Source organism: Actinomadura sp. 9N215 (assembly GCF_044326345.1).
Lineage (GTDB): Bacteria > Actinomycetota > Actinomycetes > Streptosporangiales > Streptosporangiaceae > Spirillospora.
In genome coordinates, this window is the sequence record NZ_JBIRBA010000004.1 from 52,901 (window position 1) to 70,943 (window position 18,043).

An 18,043-nucleotide genomic window follows, 5' to 3' on the forward strand; every position below is an offset into this window, starting at 1 on the left:
CACGGTGGCGCAACGAGTGGGAGCGGCGGGAGCGGGAGCTCGAATGTGGATAACTCAGCCGCGGCCGAGGGCGACGTCCACGTCCTGGCGGAAGCGGGCGTAGACCTGGAGGTCGTCCTCGATGGGCACGATCACCTTCTCGTGCGCGACGCGTTCGATGCCCAGGCGCATGTGGTGCTCCATCTTGTCGCCGTGTTTGGCGGAGGACAGGGCGACCAGGTTGCGGCAGGCGGACGAGGTGAGCCACCCCATTCCCAGCGTGCACACGACCAGGACGGCGACGTACGGGATGAGGCCCGCCTCGCCGACGAGGCCGCCCGGGTCTTCTCCGCCGGCGTCCAGCAGGCCGTAGGCGACGAGGAAGCCGATCCACACGACGCTGAGGACGGCGACCAGCACCAGGAAGTACTGCCAGGTCTTGACCAGCCACCACCAGCGCGGCACCTGGTTGAACGTGGGCAGCGCGTCCTTGAGCGACTCGCCGAGGGCCTCGGGGATCTCGGTGGCGTGGGAGCGGGCGGCGGCGCGGACGGAGCGTCCCCAGTGGGCGGGGAGTTCCGGAGTGATGCCCTCGGTGACGCCTTGGAGGGCGGTGTCGACGTCGCCTTGCTGGGCGCCGATCGGGCCGGTGAAGGCGCCGCGGAGCTCCTCGCGCAGTTCGGTGAGGCGCATCCGGCGCAGCGGGTCGGAGCGCAGGCGGGCGACGATGGCGGCGACGGGCCAGCCGACGAAGTCGGCGGCGCGCAGCTCGTAGGCGCTCTCCATCGCCTCGGCGACGGCGGGCGCGCCCGCGGCGTCGGTGAGGGCCTGGACGAGGTCGCCGCGGCGGCCGTCGTCGATGGTGGTGGGCGGCTCGGTGTCGGCGCGGTAGCCGATGAAGCGCTCGGCGGCCCTGTCGACGTCGGCGGACAGCCGCTCGGTGCGGGCGCGGCGGGCGGCGACGGTGTCGACGAGGATGTCGCGGAAGCCGTAGACGCCGTCGTCGGCGACGGCGGAGGTCGTGACGATGCGCGGGTCGGCGAGGCCCTCGGCCTCCAGGAGGCGGCGCAGGTCGGCGACGCAGTCGTCGATCTCGTGCGGGGCGAGCCGGTCGACCTGGTTGAGGACGATGAGGGTGACGCCGGTGTGCCGCGCGAACGGGACGATGTAGTTGCGGTGCAGGGCCGCGTCGGCGTACTTCTGCGGGTCGACGACCCAGACGAGCAGGTCGGCGATGGTGACGAACCGGTCGACCTCGGCGCGGTGCATCGCCTGGATGGAGTCGTGGTCGGGCAGATCGATCAGGACGAGACCCTGCAGCGAGGAGTCGGCGCGTTCCAGGTCGAGGGCGCTGGCGCGGGCGTAGCGGTGGCGTTTGTCGACGTCCAGCCAGTCGAGGAGGGGGCCGGCGCCGTCCAGGCCCCAGACGCAGGCGTGCGCCTGGGACGTCATGGGGCGCCGCATCCCGGTCGGCGAGAGTTCCAGCCCGCAGATGGCGTTGAACAGGGACGACTTGCCGCTTCCCGTGCCGCCGGCGAGGGTCACGACGGTGTGCTCGCCGGACAGCCGGAGCCGCTGCCCGGCCCGGTCGAGGAGCGCCCCCGCCTCGGCCAGGACGGGCTGGTCGAGCCGTCCGGCGCCCGCGCGGACGAGCCGGTCGAGGCCGTTGAGGCGGTCGGTCAGCCCGGGCGGACCGGCGGGAACGGTGGCCGCGCCGGGGCCGGACGCGCCGAGGATCGGGATCCCGCCGGTTCCCGGCGGCGAGTTCGCGGGGATGGCCGAGGTGGTCATCGGGCAACCTCGAGGTTGTAGGTGGCCTGGTACAGCTGGACGGGGACGGTCTCGTCCGGGATGCCGGCGGAGTCGAGCACCTGCTCGAACCGGATGGACTCCTCGTCGAACAGCATCCCGATGCGGCTGCGCAGGTCGGCGCGGGCCTTGGCGCCCATGCCGCGCAGCGACTCGGCGCCGAACAGCGCCTTCAGCAGCCGCTGCGGGACGGCGCTGTTGCCGCCCTCGACGGCCACGTCGGACGTGCCGTACCCGAGCAGGCCGATCATCAGGACTAGGGAGACCGCCTCGGTGTCGAACGACACCAGCTTCGCGACCGAGCGCTTGGTGACGCCCTCGGTGCGGATCAGCTCCTGGACGTGGTCCTGCCAGGAGCTGACGGCCCGGGTGACGCGGCGCGACAGCTCCGGGGAGACGTGCCCGACCTCGGCGTCCGCCGCGGCGAGGACCTGCCGTCCGGCCGGGTGGTCGCGCCAGCGGGCGATGACCTGCTCGGCACCGTGCTCGGCGGACGCCATGATCAGCGATTCGAGGCCGCTGCGCAGCGCCGCCTTCAGCGCGCGGACGCGGGCCGGGCTGCGGCTGCGCCGCCGCGCGGACCGGCCGCGCCTGGACCGCTGGGCGTGCAGGGAGCGCAGCAGGTCGCCGGTGCCGGCGAAGTCCTGCCAGCGGGCGAGGACCTCGCCGCGCAGCAGGGAGCCGTTGCGGGTGGCCTCGTCGAGCTCGGCGAGCGCGGTGCCGTACCCGGCCTCGACCTCCCTGGCCAGCTCGCCGCGCTGCTCGACCTGCGCCTCGACCTGGCGGGCGAGCTCGGGGACGCGGGTGCGGAAGCTGTCCAGGACGGCGGCGAGGGTGTCGCTGATGACGATCTCGCGGTCCTCGGCGTCCTCGGCGACGCCGGTGAGCCAGGCGCGGAGGTCCCCGACGGTCTCCTCGGGGAGGCGGCTGTCCTCGATCCGGGTCTCGGGGATCGTGAAGCGGCGCGCGTCGCCGACCTCGTTGTCGTCCAGCATCTCGCCGAAGTGCTCGACGATCTCGGCGCCCTGCGGCCCCGCGCCCTGCGGCACCCGGGACAGGACGACGCCGATCGTCGCACCGTTCTCCTTCGCGCGCTGGAGCATCTGCCAGACCTGCGCGTCGGCGTACCGGGCGGCGGTGGTGACGCACAGCCACAGGTCGGCGGCGGACATCAGCTTGGTGGCGAACTCGTAGTGGTCCTCGAAGACGGAGTCGAAGTCGGGGCTGTCGAGGAGCGCGAGGCCGGGCGGGAGGACGTCGCTGGTGATGATCACCAGCTGGTCGCCGGCGATGGCGTCGGGGGCCGGGCCGCGGACACGTCCCATGCCCGGCAGCAGCGGCCCCTCAAGGAACCACCGCGCGTGGTCGGGGTGGCAGACGAGGATCGGGCTGCTGGTGGTCGGGCGGAGCACGCCGGTGGCGCTCACGCGGGCCCCGACCAGCGTGTTGACCAGCGTCGACTTGCCCGCGCCCGTGGACCCGCCGAGCACCACCAGCATCGGCGCGCCCGCGGCCTGGATGCGCGGGAGGACGTAGTCCTGGAGCTGGTCGCGCAGCTCGTCACGGGCTTCGCGGGCCTCCTGGACGCCGGGGACGTCGAGGAGGAAGTTGAACGCGCCGAGGTGGTCGCGCAGGCCGGTGACGGCCCGGATCAGCTCGCCCTGGCGCACCGTGCCGCCCCCGGCGGGCGGCCTGGCGGCGCGCCGCCGTCCGCCGCTCCTGGGCGGCCTGTCGTCCTTGACGCGCTGGGCGTCTTTCCCGGGCTGCGTGCCTTGACCGGACTGGGTGTCGTTGCCGGGCTTTGTGTCACGGCTGGGCTGGGCGTCGTCGCCGGACTGTGTGTCTTGGCCAGGCTGTGTGTCCTCGTCTGGCTGCGCGTTCTTGGCAGGCTGCGCGTTCTTGTCGGGCTGGGTTTCCTTGCCTGGCGGCGTGGCGCCGGCGGACTCCGATTTCGTTGCCGTGGGCGCGTTGCCGCTGGGCTTCGCGTGCCTGCCCGGCCGCGTGCCCTTCGCCGACCGCGCGGCCCTACTGGACTGCGCGCCCTGGCCCGAACGCGTGCTCTGACCTGACTGCGCCGCCTTGGCGGGCTGTGTGCCTTGCTGTGTGCCTTGGTCTGGTCGCGCGTTTTCGGTGGCCTGCGCGTCGTTCTCTCGCTGGGCGCCTTGGCCGGGCTGCCTGCCTCGGCTTGATCGCCTGGCTCGTCCTGGGGGCGCGGGCTCGTCGGACGGCGCGCTCTGGCCCCGCTGCGCGTCCTTGCCGGTCTGGGACGGCTGGGCGGCCTTGCCGCGGCGGGCGTAGCGGCCTCGTTTGGGCTGCTCCTTGGCGGTGGGCAGCTCTTTGGCAGGCTCGTCGGGGGGCTGCTCGCTGGGGGGCTCGGCGGTTTCGGTGTCCGGCGCGTGCTCGGCGTCTTCGGCGGCGGGACGGGCTTTACCGGACGTTCCCTCAGACTTCTCGTCCCTGTCGTCCGCCTGGCCCTCGGGACGCACGGGCTCGTCGCGCGTGTCCGTTTCGGGCGCGGCGTCGTTCCCGGGGAGCGCGGAGTCCTCGATCCCGCGTCCCGGGCCGGCGCCGGCCTGCTCGTCGTGGACCGCGCTCTGCTCTGCCGGGGGTGTCACGGATCCCGTCCCATGTCCGCTCGAATCATGTCGATCTCTCGTGCCACGTTGACCACGTCGCCCACGACCACGATCGCCGGGGGCCTGACCTCGCCGGCGGCCATCTCGTCGGCCACCGTGCCCAGCGTCGCCGTCATCGACCGCTGGCCGGGGAGGGTGCCGTCCTGGATCACGGCGACCGGCGTGTCGGACGACCGACCATAGCGCATGAGGGCCGGTGCGATCAGCGACATCCGTTCCACGGCCATGAGCAGGACGATCGTGCCGCCCCCGCGGCCCAGCGCGGCCCAGTCGACGGTCGAGTCGGGGTGCCCGGGCGGGACGTGCGCGGAGACGACGTGGAACTCCTGCGCGACGCCCCGGTGCGTGACCGGGATGCCGACGGCGGACGGGACGGCGACGGCGCTGGTGATGCCGGGGACGACCGTGACGGGCACGCCGTGCCGGGCGCAGTGGAGCGCCTCCTCGGCGCCGCGGCCGAACACGAACGGGTCGCCGCCCTTGAGCCGGACGACGAAGCGCCCCTGCCTGGCGTGCTCGACCAGGTACTCGTTGATGCGGTCCTGCGCGACCGTCCGCCCGTAGGGGATCTTGGCGGCGTCGATCACCTCGACGTCGGGGGCCAGCTCGTCCAGGAGGCCGCCTGGGGCCAGCCGGTCGGTGACGACGACGTCCGCCATGGCCAGGAGCTGGCGGCCGCGGACGGTGATCAGCCCGGGGTCGCCTGGACCGCCGCCGACGAGGGCGACGCCGGCGGGCTTGCGCCGGGAATGCCGGGATTCGAGGGCGCCGGCGCGGAGGCCGTCCACCACGGCGTCGCGGATGCCGGCGGCGCGCCGCGGGTCGCCGCCGAGCAGGACGCCGACGGTCGCGTCGCCAGCGTGGCCGCTCGCGGGCGTCCAGGCGGGCGAGGACTCGGCGTCGTCGGCCCGGACGGCCCAGATCCGCGCGGCCTCCGCCTCCGCGACCACGTCCGCGTTGACCTTGGCGTCGTCGGTGACGGCCTGGACCAGCCAGGCGCCCGCGCAGTCGCCGGTCCGGTAGCCCCGCCGGTGCCAGGTGATCGTGCCGCGTTCCGCGAGGCCCTGCAGGGACGCCGTGACCTCCGGGGAGACCAGCGTGACGTCGGCCCCCGCGTCCAGCAGCGCGGGCACGCGGCGCTGGGCGACCCGGCCCCCGCCGACGACGAGGACGCGCCGGCCGCCGAGTCGCAGGCCTAGCAGGTACGGGGGCACGTGGTGATTCTCTCGATCGGATGTGCGGATCAGCTGGCGAACTCCGGTGACGGACAGGTGTCTTTGTGGAACAAAGGTACTCGGGTTCAGGAGTGCATGGAGAGGGCCTCCGCCCAGTCGATAGCCGAGCGTGACTCATTCCGTGATCGTTTAGTTACGGGTCTGGGCGTCCTTGCCGCTGACGCCGGCGGAGTCGAACGTGGCGACCTCGTGCAGGACCCGTACCGAGCCCTGGACCAGCGGCAATGCCAGCAGAGCGCCCGTTCCCTCGCCCAGCCTGAGCTCCAGGTCGACGAGCGGGCGCAGGCCCAGCGCGGCGAGGGCGGCGGCGTGGCCGGGCTCGGCCGAGCGGTGTCCGGCGACGCAGGCGCCGATCGCGTCCGGGCAGAGGGCGGCGGCGGCGAGGGCGGCCGCTCCGGCGATCACCCCGTCCAGGACGACGGGGACGCGCAGGGCCGCCGCGCCGAGGACGAATCCGGCGATCGCGGCATGTTCGAGCCCGCCGACCGCCGCCAGCACGTCCAGGGGGGCGGCGTCGGCGTCGGGCAGGCCGTGGCGCGCCAGGGCGGTCCGGACGATCTCGACCTTGTGGGCGTGGGTGGCGTCGTCGATGCCGGTCCCCCGGCCGGTGACCCGTTCGGGCGGGAGGCCGGTGAAGGCGGCGATCAGCGCGGCGGACGCGGTGGTGTTGGCGATGCCCATGTCCCCGGTGATCAGGCAGCGGGCGCCGCCTGCGCTGTTCAGGGCGTTCGAAGGGGGACCGGCGGCCAGGTCGCGGGCCGCTTCGATGCCGACGGTGACGGCGCGGCAGGCCTCGTCCATGGTCATCGCGGGGCTGAGCGTCATGTCGGCGGTGCCGCGCGCGATCTTGCGCGGGAGCAGGCCGGGGGCCGGGTGGAGGTCGGCGGCGACGCCAACGTCGACGACGCTGACCTCCGCGCCGACCTGGGCGGCGAACGCGTTGACGACGGCGCCGCCCGCCAGGAAGTTGGCCACCATCTGCGCGGTGACCTCCTGCGGCCACGGGGTGACGCCCTGCGCGTGGACGCCGTGGTCGGCGGCGAACACGGCGACGGCGGCTGGCTCGGGCAGCGGCGGCGGGCACCGCCCGGCCAGCCCGGCGAGCCTGACCGACAGCTCTTCCAGGACGCCGAGCGACCCGGGCGGCTTGGTGAGGCGTGCCTGATGGTCGCGAGCGTCCCGCATGGCCGCCTCGTCCAGCGGTGCGATGGCGGCGATGGTCTCGTCGATCAGGTTCACGGCGTCCTCTCTCAAATGCCCAGCTCGCCGAGCACGTCCAGGAGGGTGTCGTTGGACGTCCGGTCGCGCACGGCGATGCGCAGCCAGTCGGAGCCGAGCCCTGGGAATGTGTCACCGCGCCTGACGGCGTAGCCACGCTGCCTTAGCAGGGCCCTGATGCCGAGGGCGTCGGGCACGCGCACGCACAGGAACGACGCTCGCGCCTCCGGGACGACGTAGAGGCCGCGTGCGGTGAGTTCCGCGGCCAACCGGTCTCGTTCGGCGGCGAGTGCGACGGCCCAGGCTTCGGCTTCGGCGACGGCCTCCGGTGTGGAGCACGCTTCGATGGCGACGAGCGCGGGCGTGGACACCGGCCAGAGCGGCTGCGCGTCGGCGAGCCGTCCGATCAGATGGGGGTCGGCCAGGACGTATCCGGCGCGCAGGCCGGCGAGGCCCCACGTCTTGGTGAGGGAGCGGATGACGACGATGCCCGCGGGCAGCCTGCCCGCCAAGGTCTCCGGCTCGCCGGGGACGCAGTCCATGAAGGCTTCGTCGACGACGACCGTCCGGCCGTGCGCGGCCAGCGCGGCGACGGCGCCCGCCGGGTGCAGCACGGAGGTCGGGTTCGTCGGGTTGCCGATCACGACGAGGTCGGCGTCGGCGGGGACGACCGCGGGGTCGAGGGTGAAGTCCTTGCCGAGGATCACCCGTTCGACAGTGTGCCCGGCGGCCCTCAGCGCGGCCTCGGGCTCAGTGAACTGCGGGTGCACGACCACCGCCCTGCGCGGCGCCAGGACCCGCGCCAGCAGGACGAACGCCTCCGCCGCACCGGCGGTGAGCAACACCTCGCCGGTGGCCCTGCCGTGCCGCCGCGCGACGGCGCGGCGGGCCGGACGCGGGTCGGGGTAGGCGGCGAGGTCCGCGACGGACGCGCGGAGCCGCTCGGCGAGCCAGGCCGGGGGCATGCCCGTCCGGACGTTGACGGCGAAGTCGGCGAGCCCGTCGCCGACCTCCGCGTCCCCGTGATGCCGCAGGTCGACGTCCGGAAGTCCGGCCGGACCCGCGGTCATGGACGCCCCGTCTCGAAGGGCCGCGGCGCGTTGCTCGTACGACCGGGCCTCGATCGGGTGGGGCTGGCGGACGGTCAACTGGGCCTCCTGCGTCGCTTCCAGGACGGACACCAGGGTTTCACGGCTTGCGAGGCGTTACGTCCTCGATGTCGGCCATGGACTAGGTCGACCCTTTGGCACCTGGTTCGTCCGGCTCGGCGGGCAGGGCGGAAATGGTCTCGATGGGGCGGACGGTCTTGGCCGGGCGCCGTCCCCGCGCCTGGACGTCCCGCTCACCCCACACGACGATCACAGCCGCGCCGAACAACTCACCGGGAGGCGCGCCCAACGGTTGGTCCAACGGCTCGTCGGACGAGTCGTCGGGGTGGTCGTCGGATGGCTTTGGCCGCGCGTTCAGCGGGGTCGCTGTGAGCCGGACGGCCTCCACGGTGAAGCCGTGCTCGGCCAGCGCGTCCATCATCTCCGCGGCGGCCTCGGCGTCGTCCCGCTCCGGTCCTCCTGAGGCCGCGACGGCGACGAGCCGGGCGGGCCGGAGGGCGGCGCACGTCCGGACGGCGTCCGGCCCGCCCGGCCCGGCGAACCCGGGGCCGATGAACACCGCGTCGGGTTCGGGCAGGTGACCGGCCGTGGAGCGCACGTCCCCGGACGCCATCGCGACCTTGACGCCGTGCAGGCGGACGTTCTCCCTGATCCGCTCGCACGTCGCGTAGTCGCGGTCGACGGCGACGACCGCCGCGCCGAAACGCGCGCATTCGATGCCGACCGAGCCGTCGCCGGACTCCACGTCCCACACCATGTCGCCGACCCGTGGGCCGAGCTTGGCCAGGACGAAGGCGCGAACGTCCGGTCGGAGGCGGTCGCCTCCATCGCCGAAGGCCTCCGCGGGCAGCGCCCATCCGGCCGGGCCGGGCGCGGCTCCCGAAATCCAGGTCGATTCGCCGAGTGCGTGCCGGTTGTCCAGGACGAGCACCACATCCGGCTCGTTCCACGGCCGGGTCGTAGCCTCCGCCGGACGGACGTACACGACGCGCTCCCCAGGCCCGTCCAGGTCTTCGCAGACGACGAACGACCGCGGGGTTACGGGGAACAGCGCGCGCGCCAGTTCTGCCGGCCCCGCGCCCGGTCCGGTCAGCACCGCCACCTTGGGGTGGGCTCGGCATGCGTTGACGGCCTGTCTGAGGTGTCCGTCCCTGGCGGAGACGACCAGCGCGTCCTCCCAGGGCAGTCCCGCTTGGGCGAAAGCCCGCGCCACCATGGGCACGGACGGCAGGACCTCTGGGGCATGACCCTGTTCGAGCAGCAGCCGGAGGATTCCGAAGTAGCCGGGGTCGCCGTCCACGACGAGCACGACGTCCTGGTCGGTGACGTCTACGCCTTGCAGCGCCTCCGCCAGATCCTCGGTGGCGACCTTTCGAGCACCAGGCGCCAATGGCAGATCGTCCAGCCGGGTGGGCTCGCCGACCACCAGCGCAGCGCTTTCCAGAGCCGCGCGGGCCGCCTCGCTAAGCGGTGAACCGTCGCGGCCGACGACCGTCAGCATCGCTACCCCGCCAACTGCCTACCGGGCCATTCGCCCGAACATGCCGACCATGTGCTCGCCCTCCGGGTCGACCATGACCACCTGCGCGGCGACCGGGCTGGTGGACGCATCGGCGGCCTCGGCGGCGAGACGTTCCAGTTCCCCCGCGGTCCTGCGGCACAGTTCCCTGCCGCACGGCCCGAGCATTCCCGCGGCCTCCCACCGGTCATAGGCGTCCCTCAGTGTCGGCGCGTCGGCCACGGTGGCGGCCAGCGTGACGTCCCCGCCCATGTCGAGGGTGATCGACTCCAGGACGCCCGCGGTGCCCCACACGCCGCCGACGAAGAGGGCCTGCTCGTCCATCCCGGCGACCAGGACGACCTGCGCGAGCTCGTCCCCGGCCGCCTCCTCGAACGCCGCGCCGAACGCCGCGCTCAGCCTGGTCGGGCCGGGCTCGCCGGGCGCGCCCGCCGGGACGAAGCACGCGTCCGGCAGGCCGGGCAGCATCCGGCGGGCCGCGTCGCGCGCGTGCTCCCCGTAGAGCACGAGCGTCCTGTCCGCGTCGATCACCCGGGCCGTCCCTCCTCGTCCTGGGCGTCGAGCCTCTCGAAGGCGCCGCCCGACCGCCCGCGCGGCGCGCCGGTGGACCCCGATCCGGCCGACGATTCGACCTGCGCCCCGGCCTGCGACGCGGCCCCGGCCCCCACCCCCGACCTGGCCTGCGATCCGGGCGGCGGCGGATCGGGCGCGATCCGGCTGAAGACGATCATGTCCTGGTTGACGCCGCCGTCGTCGCGCTCCGCGCCCCGCGCGATGCCCTCGCGCACGAACCCGGTCTTCTCGGCGACGCGGATGGACGCGTGATTGGAGACCATGGCGCGCAGTTCGACGCGGAAGAGCCCGCAGGTACGCAGCGCCCACTCGGCGACGAGCGCGAGGGCCTCGGTGGCGTAGCCGCGCCCGCGCACCGCCGGCCGCATCCCGTAGCCGACCTCGCTCGTCAGGTGCTCCCAGTTCACCTTGAACAGCCCGATGGTGCCGAAGAGGTCGCCGGTGTCCCGGTCGGTCACGGCCAAGTGGATGGCCATGCCATAACGCTGGACCTTGTGGACGCCCTCGCCCAGGAACCAGGCGATGGGCTCCGCCTCAAGCGCGCCCGGGAAACTGGGCGGCAGAAAGTCCTCCCCGGCGCGGATCACCTCGATCAGCCCGGGCGCGTCGTCGAGGCAGAAGGGGCGCACGACGAGCCGTTCGCCCTCCAGCCGGACGTTCTCCTCGAAGGCGTTCACTCGCGCTCCCCTCCGCAGGCGTCGACGAACCTGCTCGCGAACCAGGGCGACCCTGCCCAATGCAGATGAAGGTAGGACGCGACACAGCCGCCCTGCACGAACCCCACGGGACCGGACGCGGCCCACTGCCAGGCCGCCGTCTCCCCATGGACGGGTTCGGTGACCGTGCTGTGGAACTCGTGGCCGCGCACCCGTTCGCCCGCGCGGGCGACGACCGAGTCGGCCACCGCCACCGCGGCACGATAACCCAGTGTCAGCCGCGAGGCCATGGTGGCCTTTACTCCGTCCAAGACGCCGCACATGGCCGCGCCGTCCAACTCTTGCGCGAGATAGAGAAGGCCCGCGCATTCTGCGTACACGGGACGGGACGCCCCACCGAACGCGGACAGCTCATTGCGCAAGGGCTCATTGGACGAAAGCTCCGCCGCGTGCATCTCGGGAAAGCCTCCGCCGATGACGACGCCTCTCGTCCGTTCGGGGAGCGTCTCGTCCCGCAGCGGATCGAATCGGACGACTTCGGCGCCTGCCGCGGTAAGAAGCTCCTCGTTCTCCGCGTACCCGAACGTGAACGCGGGCCCTCCGGCGACCGCGACCCGCGGACGTCCCGCCACCCTCCCCGGCGATCCCGCCGCCTTCTCCTGGACGGCGGCAGACGCCCTCCCGCCCGCCTCCTCGACGGCCTTCCCGCCCCTCTCCTCGACCCCGCCCCTCACCCCGACGGCCTCGGCCGGGTCCCAGGGCTCGGCCGCCAGTGGAGGCGCCGCGCCGGCCAGGGCGAGGATCGCGTCCAGGTCGCAGGACGCGGCGATCAGATCTCCCAGCCGCCGGACGGTCTCGACCGCGTCCGCCCGCCGTTCGGCCGCCGGGACCAGCCCGAGGTGCCGGGACGGCGACGCCGCCTCATCGTGATGGCGGAGCGCTCCCAGCACAGGCAGGCCCAGGCTTTCGACGGCGTCGCGGCACATGCGTTCGTGGCCGTCCGAGCCGAGCCGGTTGAGGATGACGCCGCCGACTCTCACCGTCCCGTAGGAACGGAAGCCGTGTACGAGCGCGGCCACTGACCGTCCAGCCGCAGCAGAGGCGTCCACCACCAGGACGACGGGCGCGTCCAGCAGTGTCGCGACGTGCGCGGTGGACGCGTAGTCGCCGCCACCGGCCGCATCGGACGATCCCAGTCCTGCGGCGCCGTCGTACAACCCCATGACGCCTTCGATGACGGCGATGTCGGCTCCGTCCGCGCCATGCAAGAACAAGGGGACGACCAGTTCCTCTGACGTCAGCCATGGATCGAGGTTCCGTCCAGGACGTCCTGTGGCCAGTGCGTGGTAGCCGGGGTCGATGTAGTCGGGCCCGACCTTGTGCGGGGATACCGCCAAGCCGCGGCCGGCGAACGCGGCCATCAGACCCGTCGCGACGGTCGTCTTGCCGCTTCCCGTGGAAGGCGCGGCCACGACGAGCCGCGGAACGTTCACCACGTGGGCAGAGCATAGGGCCCGGCGGGCGGGTGGTCCGGGGAGGCCAGCCGAGGACGGCACCGGTAAGGCGGGGAGGCCAGCCGAGGGCGGGCCGGTAAGGCGGGGGCTAGCCGAGGACGGGGCCGGCGGCGGCGCCGGGCACGGCGAACCAGACGGCCTTGCCGCGGACGGACGGCCCGAGCCGTGATCGCGTCCGCCGCATGCCCCAGCGTCCGCCGGACAGCTCCCGGACGATGCTGAGCCCGCGTCCGCAGTCGCCTGACGTCCACGAGTAACCGGGGAGCGCGGCGTCGGGCAGCGCGTCGAACACCGCGCATCGCACCTCACCGATCACACCGCCGCCGCCCACGTCGTCACCTTCCGCGCCGTCACCGGCCGTGTCGTCGCCCGTGAGGCCGTCGCCCGTGAGGCCGTCGTGCGCGTCCGTCTCGCCGATGTACAGCCACAGCTCGTGCGGGCCGTGCTCGCCTGCGTGCTGGTGCGCGTTCGTCGCCAGCTCGCTCACCATGAGCTGCGCGTCGGCGATCGCGTCCCGGGACACGCCCAGCGAGGCGAGCGCGTCGCGCAGGACGCGGCGGGCGTGGCCGGCGCATCCGGCCCCGCCCGGCAGGGCCCAGACCCACCCGGGCATGCTGCCCGCAGCGGCACGGGCGTCGCCGCCGCCGTCGGCCATCGCGTCGGCCATGGTGTCGGCCGTCAGTCCGGCTGTCGTGCTCTTCACGGGTTCCTCCCGCGGTCTACGTGCCCGGGCGCGCGGCCGGCCCGCTCGTCACTGTCGGTCCCCCAGTGATTACGGAGCCAAGCGTGTCGTGAGAATCTCACGAGCGCAACTGCCTTCGCTGAATTGCTCTGCCCTTCCTGCCGGGTTCGTCAATCGCGTTGTGACGCGCGGCAAGAGTGGTAAGACTCCACTCCCATGACCTACCGCCCCACCGTCCGTGGCCGCCGCCTGGCGCGGGAACTGCGCAAGCTGCGAGAGGAGCAGGGCCTGACCCTGCAGGAGGTGGCGGATCGGCTCGACTGGTCGCGAGCCACCGTCTCCCGCCTCGAAACGAGCCAGACCCGGCCCAAACCCGGCGACATCGCCGACATCCTCGATCTCTACGGCGTGCCCAGCCCCGGCCGCGACGCGCTCATCACCCTCGCCCGGCAGGCCGGGCAGCGCGGCTGGTGGACGGCCTACCAGGACGTCTTCGCCGGCAGCTATGTCGCGCTCGAGGACGAGGCGTCGCACATCCGCACCTGGGATCCGCAGCTCGTGCACGGGCTGCTGCAGACCGAGCAATACTCCCGGGCCGTGATCACGGCCGGCCGGCTGCTGCCGGGGCCGGAGGACATCGAGCGCCGCATCGCCGCCCGCAAGATCCGGCAGGCGCTGCTGGACCGGACGGACGCGCCGCGCCTGAACGTCGTGTTCGACGAGGCGGTGCTGCACCGTCCGATCGGCGGCCCGAAGGTGATGCGCGCTCAATTGGAAGCTCTCGTGGCCGCGGTGAATACCCGCCCATCCGTCACGATTCAGGTACTTCCGTATACGGCGAGGGAGCATGCGGGCCTCGATGGACGATTCACCATATTGTCGTATCCAGACCCCGCTGACCCAGATATCGCCTACGTAGAGGGCACCATGGGCGACGTTTACCTTGAGAGTGCGGAGGCAATAGCAAAACATAGGGATCGCTTCGATCGGATCGAGGCGGCCGCCCTGTCCCCCGAGGAATCCGCGCACCTCATAGCCGAGGCAGCAAGGAGCAGCCCGTGACCAACCTGCAGCGCGAACTCACCGGTGCCGCTTGGCGCAAGTCGTCCCACAGCGGGAGCGGCGACCAGTGCGTCGAGGTGGCCCCCCTGTCCAGCGCCCTTCGCGCGGTCCGCGACTCCAAGGACCCCGCCGGCCCGGCGCTGGTGCTGACGCCGCCCGCCTGGCGGAGCCTGCTGAGCGCGATCAAGGAGGTCTAGCGACGGTTCCGGAGGCCGCGGCGACGAATCGCCGCGGCCTCCGCCCCTTTCCGGGAACTAGAACGTGTTCTAGTATCGCGGTGCGACGACATCCGGAGGGTGCACCGTGACCGCGGACCTGAAGCTCGGCATCAACGTCGGTTACTGGCAGCGCGACGCCGACGACCAGACCGACACCGTCCTCGCGGCCGAGCGCTGCGGCTACGACTCGGTGTTCACCGCGGAAGCGTACGGCTCGGACGCCTTCACCCCGCTGACCTGGTACGCGGCCCGCACGTCCCGGATCAAGCTCGGCACCGCGGTCGCGCAGATCTCGGCGCGCACCCCCGTCGCCACCGCCATGCACGCGCTGACGCTGGACGCGCTGTCGGGCGGACGGGTGATCCTCGGGCTCGGCGCGTCCGGGCCGCAGGTCGTCGAGGGCTGGTACGGGCAGCCGTTCCCGAAGCCGCTCGCCCGCACCCGCGAGTACATCGACATCGTCCGGCAGGTCTGGCGCCGCGAGGCCCCGGTGACCAGCCCGGGCCCGCACTACCCATTGCCCCTCCCCGCAGGCGCGGGCCTCAGCGCCTCAGCCCCCAGCGGCACGGACCTCGGCGCCTCCGGCCCTGGCGCCTCGGGCCTTGACGCCTCGGGCCTTGACGCCTCGGGCCTTGACGCCTCGGGCCTTGACGCCTCGGGCCTTGGCGGCGCGGGCCTTGGCGCTTCGGGCCTCGGCAAGCCGCTGAAGTCGATCGTCCATCCCGTCCGGGCGGACATCCCCGTCTACCTGGGCGCGGAGGGGCCGAAGAACGTCGCGCTGTCCGCCGAGATCGCGCAGGGCTGGCTGCCGCTGTTCGTCGACCCGGCGCAGATCGACGCGGTGTTCGGCGCGTCGCTGGCGGACCGTCCGGACGGCTTCGAGATCGCCGCCACCGTCGCCACGATCGTCACCGACGACCTCCGGGCCGCGCTGGAGTTCGCCAAGATCCCCGTCGCGTTCTACATCGGCGGGATGGGCGCCCGGCAGCGCAACTTCCACCTCGACCTGATCGGCCGGCTCGGCTACGCGGAGCAGGCGGCCCGCGTCCAGGAGCTGTTCCTGGACGGACGCCGCGACGAGGCGATCAGGGCCGTGCCCGACGAGCTGGCCGACGCGGTCTCCCTCCTCGGCCCCATCGGACGGATCAAGGAGCGGCTCCAGCTCTGGCGCGACAGCCCCGTCACCACCGTGCTGATCGCCGGCGTGCGCGACGAGCCGACCCTCCGCGCCATCAAGAACCTCGCCGACTCCTGAGCCGTTCTCGAAGAGAGCTCACCCACTCCTGAGACGCCCTTTGAGACCGATCGCACATCAACTCCCGGAATGGAGGTAGGGCCACGGGTGCTGCACCGGACAGCACCCAGCGATCAGCAGACTGGAGATGGGACACACGATGTCCACGCAGGAAGCCCCCGCCCAAGAGGACGCCGCCCGGCTACTCGTCCGGGCCCTTGAGGCGGAGGGCGTCGAATACGTCTTCGGCATACCGGGCGAGGAGAACATCCATTTCGTCCACGCGCTGAACGACTCGTCCATCCGGTACGTCCTCGTCCGGCACGAGCAGGGCGCGGCGTTCATGGCGGAGATCTACGGCCGCCTCACCGGCAAGGCGGGCGTGGCGTCGGCGACGCTCGGCCCCGGCGCGATCAACCTGCAGCTCGGCGTGGCGGACGCGACCACCAACAGCACCCCGGTCGTCGCGATCTCCGCCCAGGTCGGCCTGGACCGTATCTACAAGGAGTCGCACCAGATCGTCGACCTGGTGTCGCTGTTCCGTCCGATCACCAAGTGGTCGGAGCTGGCGCCAAGGGCCGAGGCGCTGCCGGAGATGGTGCGCAAGGCGTTCAAGACGGCGCAGACGGAGCGTCCGGGCGCCGTATACCTGGCGATCCCGGAGGACGTCGAGGCCGCGAAGGTCTCCGCAGGCCTGAAGCCGCTGCCGGTCAACGTCGTCCGCACGCAGGAGCCCTCGCCGTCGCAGATCGCCCGCGCCGCCGACGTGCTCGCGCTCGCCGCCCGGCCGGTCGTCCTGGCCGGACACGGCGCGACCCGCGCCCGCGCGAGCGAAGCGCTGCTGTACTTCTCCGAGCACCTCGGCCTGCCGGTCGCGACCACGTTCAACGGCAAGGGCGTCTTCCCGGACGACCACCGCAACGCGCTCGGCGCGGTCGGGTTCATGCGCCACGACTACGTCAACTTCGGCTTCGACGAGGCGGACGTCCTCATCGCCGTCGGCTACGAGCTGCAGGAGTTCGACCCCGTCAAGATCAACCCAAAGGCCGACAAGAAGATCATCCATATCCACCAGTTCCCCGCCGAGGTGGACGACCACTACCCGGTCGAGGTCGGCGTCCAGGGCGACATCTCCCGGACGCTCCGCGCGCTGGCCGACTCCGTCCACCGCCGCTTCGACGTCAACGGTACTGGCCGGAAGATTCGCGAGATGATCCGCGAGGAGCTGGCCGAGGGCGCCACCGAGGGCGGGCATCCGCTGTCGCCGCGCCGCATCGTCTCCGACGTCCGCGCCGCCATGGGCCGCGGCGACATCGTCCTCGCCGACACCGGCGCGGTGAAGATGTGGATGGCCCGCATGTACCCGACGTACGAGCCGAACACCCTGCTCGTCTCCAACGGGTTGTCGTCGATGGGGTTCGCCGTCCCGGGCGCGATCGCCGCGAAGCTCGCCCACCCGGACCGCAGGGTCCTCGCCGCCACCGGCGACGGCGCGTTCCTGATGAACTCGCAGGAGCTGGAGACTGCCGTCCGCGAGAACGTCCCGATCACTGTCCTGATCTGGGACGACTCCGCCTACGGCCTGATCGAGTGGAAGATGGACCTGGACCTCGGCACCAGCTCCAACATCAAGTTCGGCAACCCCGACTTCGTGAAGTACGCGGAGAGCTTCGGCGCCCGCGGCTACCGCGTCGAGTCCGCCGACGACCTGCTCCCGACCCTCCGCAAGGCCCTGGCCGACGACGCGGTCTCCGTCATCACCGTCCCCGTCGACTACTCCCACAACCTCCAGCTAACGGACAAGCTGGGCGAACTCACCGACCCATTCTGACCAGTTCGAGAATGGCCACAAGTGCCCGATGACCCTGCTGGTCTTCTGCCCCGACCAGGCCACCGCTCGCGCCTGTGCCGCCCCCATCGGCATGGGACACCCCAAGTGGGTGCTGGTGCCGCTGACCTTCCACCCGGGGATGCTGCCGCCCATCACCGACCCTGACGAGGCGCGCCGGCTTCCCGAACTCGCCGTCCTGGGCGCCCCCGTCCACGCCGACGGTCCGGACGCCGAAGCCGTCCTGAACAGCGTGACCATCGGCCTCGCCGACCTCAACCGCGACACCAGCCGTCTGTACCATGACTACCTGAGGGCCCGGCTCTCTGACGCCGCTCGCAAGCTGATGGAGGACACGGTGGACATCAAGAACTACGAGTGGCAGTCGGACTGGGCCAAGTCCCACATCGCCGAGGGTGAGGCGAAGGCGATCTTGCTCGTGCTGGAAGGGCGCGGCATCGCCGTCCCGAACGACGTCCGCGAGCGCGTCACGGGCTGCACCGACATCGAGCAGCTCGAGCGCTGGGTCAAGCGCGCCGCGGTCATCGACACCGTCGAAGAGCTTCTCGACTGAATCCAGGCTCGTGCTGTCCCTGCCGTGAGCTCCGGCAGGGACAGTGGTCTGGTTGGGCGGGGGTCCGCGGGGGGCTGGAGCGGTTGGTGGTGGGGTGTGGTCGGTTTGCGGGGTTCTGCTGACCCAAAACCCTGGTTGGGTGCCGGGTGTTCGGGTGCGGGCGGCTCCGGCAAGCCCTGGGGCGGTGGATTGTGCGT

Annotated in this window: 15 protein-coding genes; 5 read left to right on the top strand and 10 right to left on the bottom strand. The window is 72.6% G+C overall.

The genetic code is table 11. From position 1 onward, the window contains the following. Positions 1–54: 54 nt before the first annotated feature. From ACH34T_RS08505 to ACH34T_RS08550, 10 genes are all read right to left on the bottom strand, one after another. Positions 55–1,770, bottom strand: coding sequence for a GTPase family protein (locus ACH34T_RS08505; protein WP_395991443.1), 1,716 nt, complete (start codon positions 1,768–1,770; stop codon positions 55–57). Beyond that, positions 1,767–4,403: an AAA family ATPase gene (locus tag ACH34T_RS08510; protein ID WP_395991444.1), complete on the bottom strand. Its 2,637-nt coding sequence runs from the start codon at positions 4,401–4,403 to the stop codon at positions 1,767–1,769. The genes ACH34T_RS08505 and ACH34T_RS08510 overlap by 4 nt, the downstream gene beginning before the upstream one ends. Next, positions 4,400–5,638, bottom strand: a complete 1,239-nt coding sequence (cobA, locus tag ACH34T_RS08515) for a uroporphyrinogen-III C-methyltransferase (RefSeq protein ID WP_395991445.1) — start codon at positions 5,636–5,638, stop codon at positions 4,400–4,402. Before cobA ends, ACH34T_RS08510 begins: the two co-directional genes overlap by 4 nt. Positions 5,639–5,788: 150 nt before the next feature. Further along, on the bottom strand, positions 5,789–6,898 hold the full coding sequence (gene cobT / locus ACH34T_RS08520; RefSeq protein WP_395991446.1) for a nicotinate-nucleotide--dimethylbenzimidazole phosphoribosyltransferase: 1,110 nt from the start codon (positions 6,896–6,898) through the stop codon (positions 5,789–5,791). An 11-nt stretch (positions 6,899–6,909) separates the two neighbouring features. Next, positions 6,910–7,947 carry an Rv2231c family pyridoxal phosphate-dependent protein CobC gene (cobC, locus tag ACH34T_RS08525; protein WP_395991790.1) on the bottom strand — a complete coding sequence of 346 codons (1,038 nt, stop codon included), beginning with the start codon at positions 7,945–7,947 and terminating at the stop codon, positions 6,910–6,912. 160 nt (positions 7,948–8,107) lie between these two features. Continuing rightward, on the bottom strand, positions 8,108–9,487 hold the full coding sequence (gene cbiE / locus ACH34T_RS08530; protein WP_395991447.1) for a precorrin-6y C5,15-methyltransferase (decarboxylating) subunit CbiE: 1,380 nt from the start codon (positions 9,485–9,487) through the stop codon (positions 8,108–8,110). Between the two features lie 18 nt (positions 9,488–9,505). Then, positions 9,506–10,036, bottom strand: a complete 531-nt coding sequence (locus tag ACH34T_RS08535) for a hypothetical protein (RefSeq protein ID WP_395991448.1) — start codon at positions 10,034–10,036, stop codon at positions 9,506–9,508. Further along, positions 10,033–10,755 carry a GNAT family N-acetyltransferase gene (locus tag ACH34T_RS08540; protein WP_395991449.1) on the bottom strand — a complete coding sequence of 241 codons (723 nt, stop codon included), beginning with the start codon at positions 10,753–10,755 and terminating at the stop codon, positions 10,033–10,035. The genes ACH34T_RS08535 and ACH34T_RS08540 overlap by 4 nt, the downstream gene beginning before the upstream one ends. Further along, complete coding sequence (locus ACH34T_RS08545; protein WP_395991450.1) at positions 10,752–12,230, bottom strand: cobyrinate a,c-diamide synthase; 1,479 nt, start codon at positions 12,228–12,230, stop codon at positions 10,752–10,754. The genes ACH34T_RS08540 and ACH34T_RS08545 overlap by 4 nt, the downstream gene beginning before the upstream one ends. 106 nt (positions 12,231–12,336) lie before the next feature. Next, positions 12,337–12,951, bottom strand: coding sequence for an ATP-binding protein (locus tag ACH34T_RS08550; RefSeq protein WP_395991451.1), 615 nt, complete (start codon positions 12,949–12,951; stop codon positions 12,337–12,339). Between the two features lie 195 nt (positions 12,952–13,146). Here ACH34T_RS08550 and ACH34T_RS08555 point away from each other — a divergent pair, with 195 nt between their 5' ends. From ACH34T_RS08555 to ACH34T_RS08575, 5 genes are all read left to right on the top strand, one after another. Continuing rightward, complete coding sequence (locus tag ACH34T_RS08555) at positions 13,147–13,992, top strand: helix-turn-helix domain-containing protein (RefSeq protein WP_395991452.1); 846 nt, start codon at positions 13,147–13,149, stop codon at positions 13,990–13,992. Further along, on the top strand, positions 13,989–14,189 hold the full coding sequence (locus ACH34T_RS08560; protein ID WP_395991453.1) for a DUF397 domain-containing protein: 201 nt from the start codon (positions 13,989–13,991) through the stop codon (positions 14,187–14,189). Before ACH34T_RS08555 ends, ACH34T_RS08560 begins: the two co-directional genes overlap by 4 nt. A gap of 106 nt (positions 14,190–14,295) precedes the next feature. Continuing rightward, positions 14,296–15,465 (top strand): LLM class flavin-dependent oxidoreductase, encoded by a 1,170-nt coding sequence (locus ACH34T_RS08565; RefSeq protein WP_395991454.1) that lies wholly within the window; start codon positions 14,296–14,298, stop codon positions 15,463–15,465. A 139-nt stretch (positions 15,466–15,604) separates the two neighbouring features. Next, positions 15,605–17,275, top strand: a complete 1,671-nt coding sequence (locus ACH34T_RS08570; protein ID WP_395991455.1) for an acetolactate synthase large subunit — start codon at positions 15,605–15,607, stop codon at positions 17,273–17,275. Between the two features lie 28 nt (positions 17,276–17,303). Then, positions 17,304–17,846 (top strand): hypothetical protein, encoded by a 543-nt coding sequence (locus ACH34T_RS08575; protein ID WP_395991456.1) that lies wholly within the window; start codon positions 17,304–17,306, stop codon positions 17,844–17,846. Positions 17,847–18,043: the final 197 nt, after the last annotated feature.

Bases quoted from the DNA above. Each gene is read 5' to 3' on its own strand.
- ACH34T_RS08575 (WP_395991456.1), top strand. From the start codon at position 17,304: ATGACCCTGCTGGTCTTCTGCCCCGACCAGGCCACCGCTCGCGCCTGT.
- cobC (WP_395991790.1), bottom strand. From the start codon at position 7,947: ATGACCGCGGGTCCGGCCGGACTTCCGGACGTCGACCTGCGGCATCAC.
- ACH34T_RS08555 (WP_395991452.1), top strand. From the start codon at position 13,147: ATGACCTACCGCCCCACCGTCCGTGGCCGCCGCCTGGCGCGGGAACTG.
- ACH34T_RS08505 (WP_395991443.1), bottom strand. From the start codon at position 1,770: ATGACCACCTCGGCCATCCCCGCGAACTCGCCGCCGGGAACCGGCGGG.
- cbiE (WP_395991447.1), bottom strand. From the start codon at position 9,487: ATGCTGACGGTCGTCGGCCGCGACGGTTCACCGCTTAGCGAGGCGGCC.
- ACH34T_RS08570 (WP_395991455.1), top strand. From the start codon at position 15,605: ATGTCCACGCAGGAAGCCCCCGCCCAAGAGGACGCCGCCCGGCTACTC.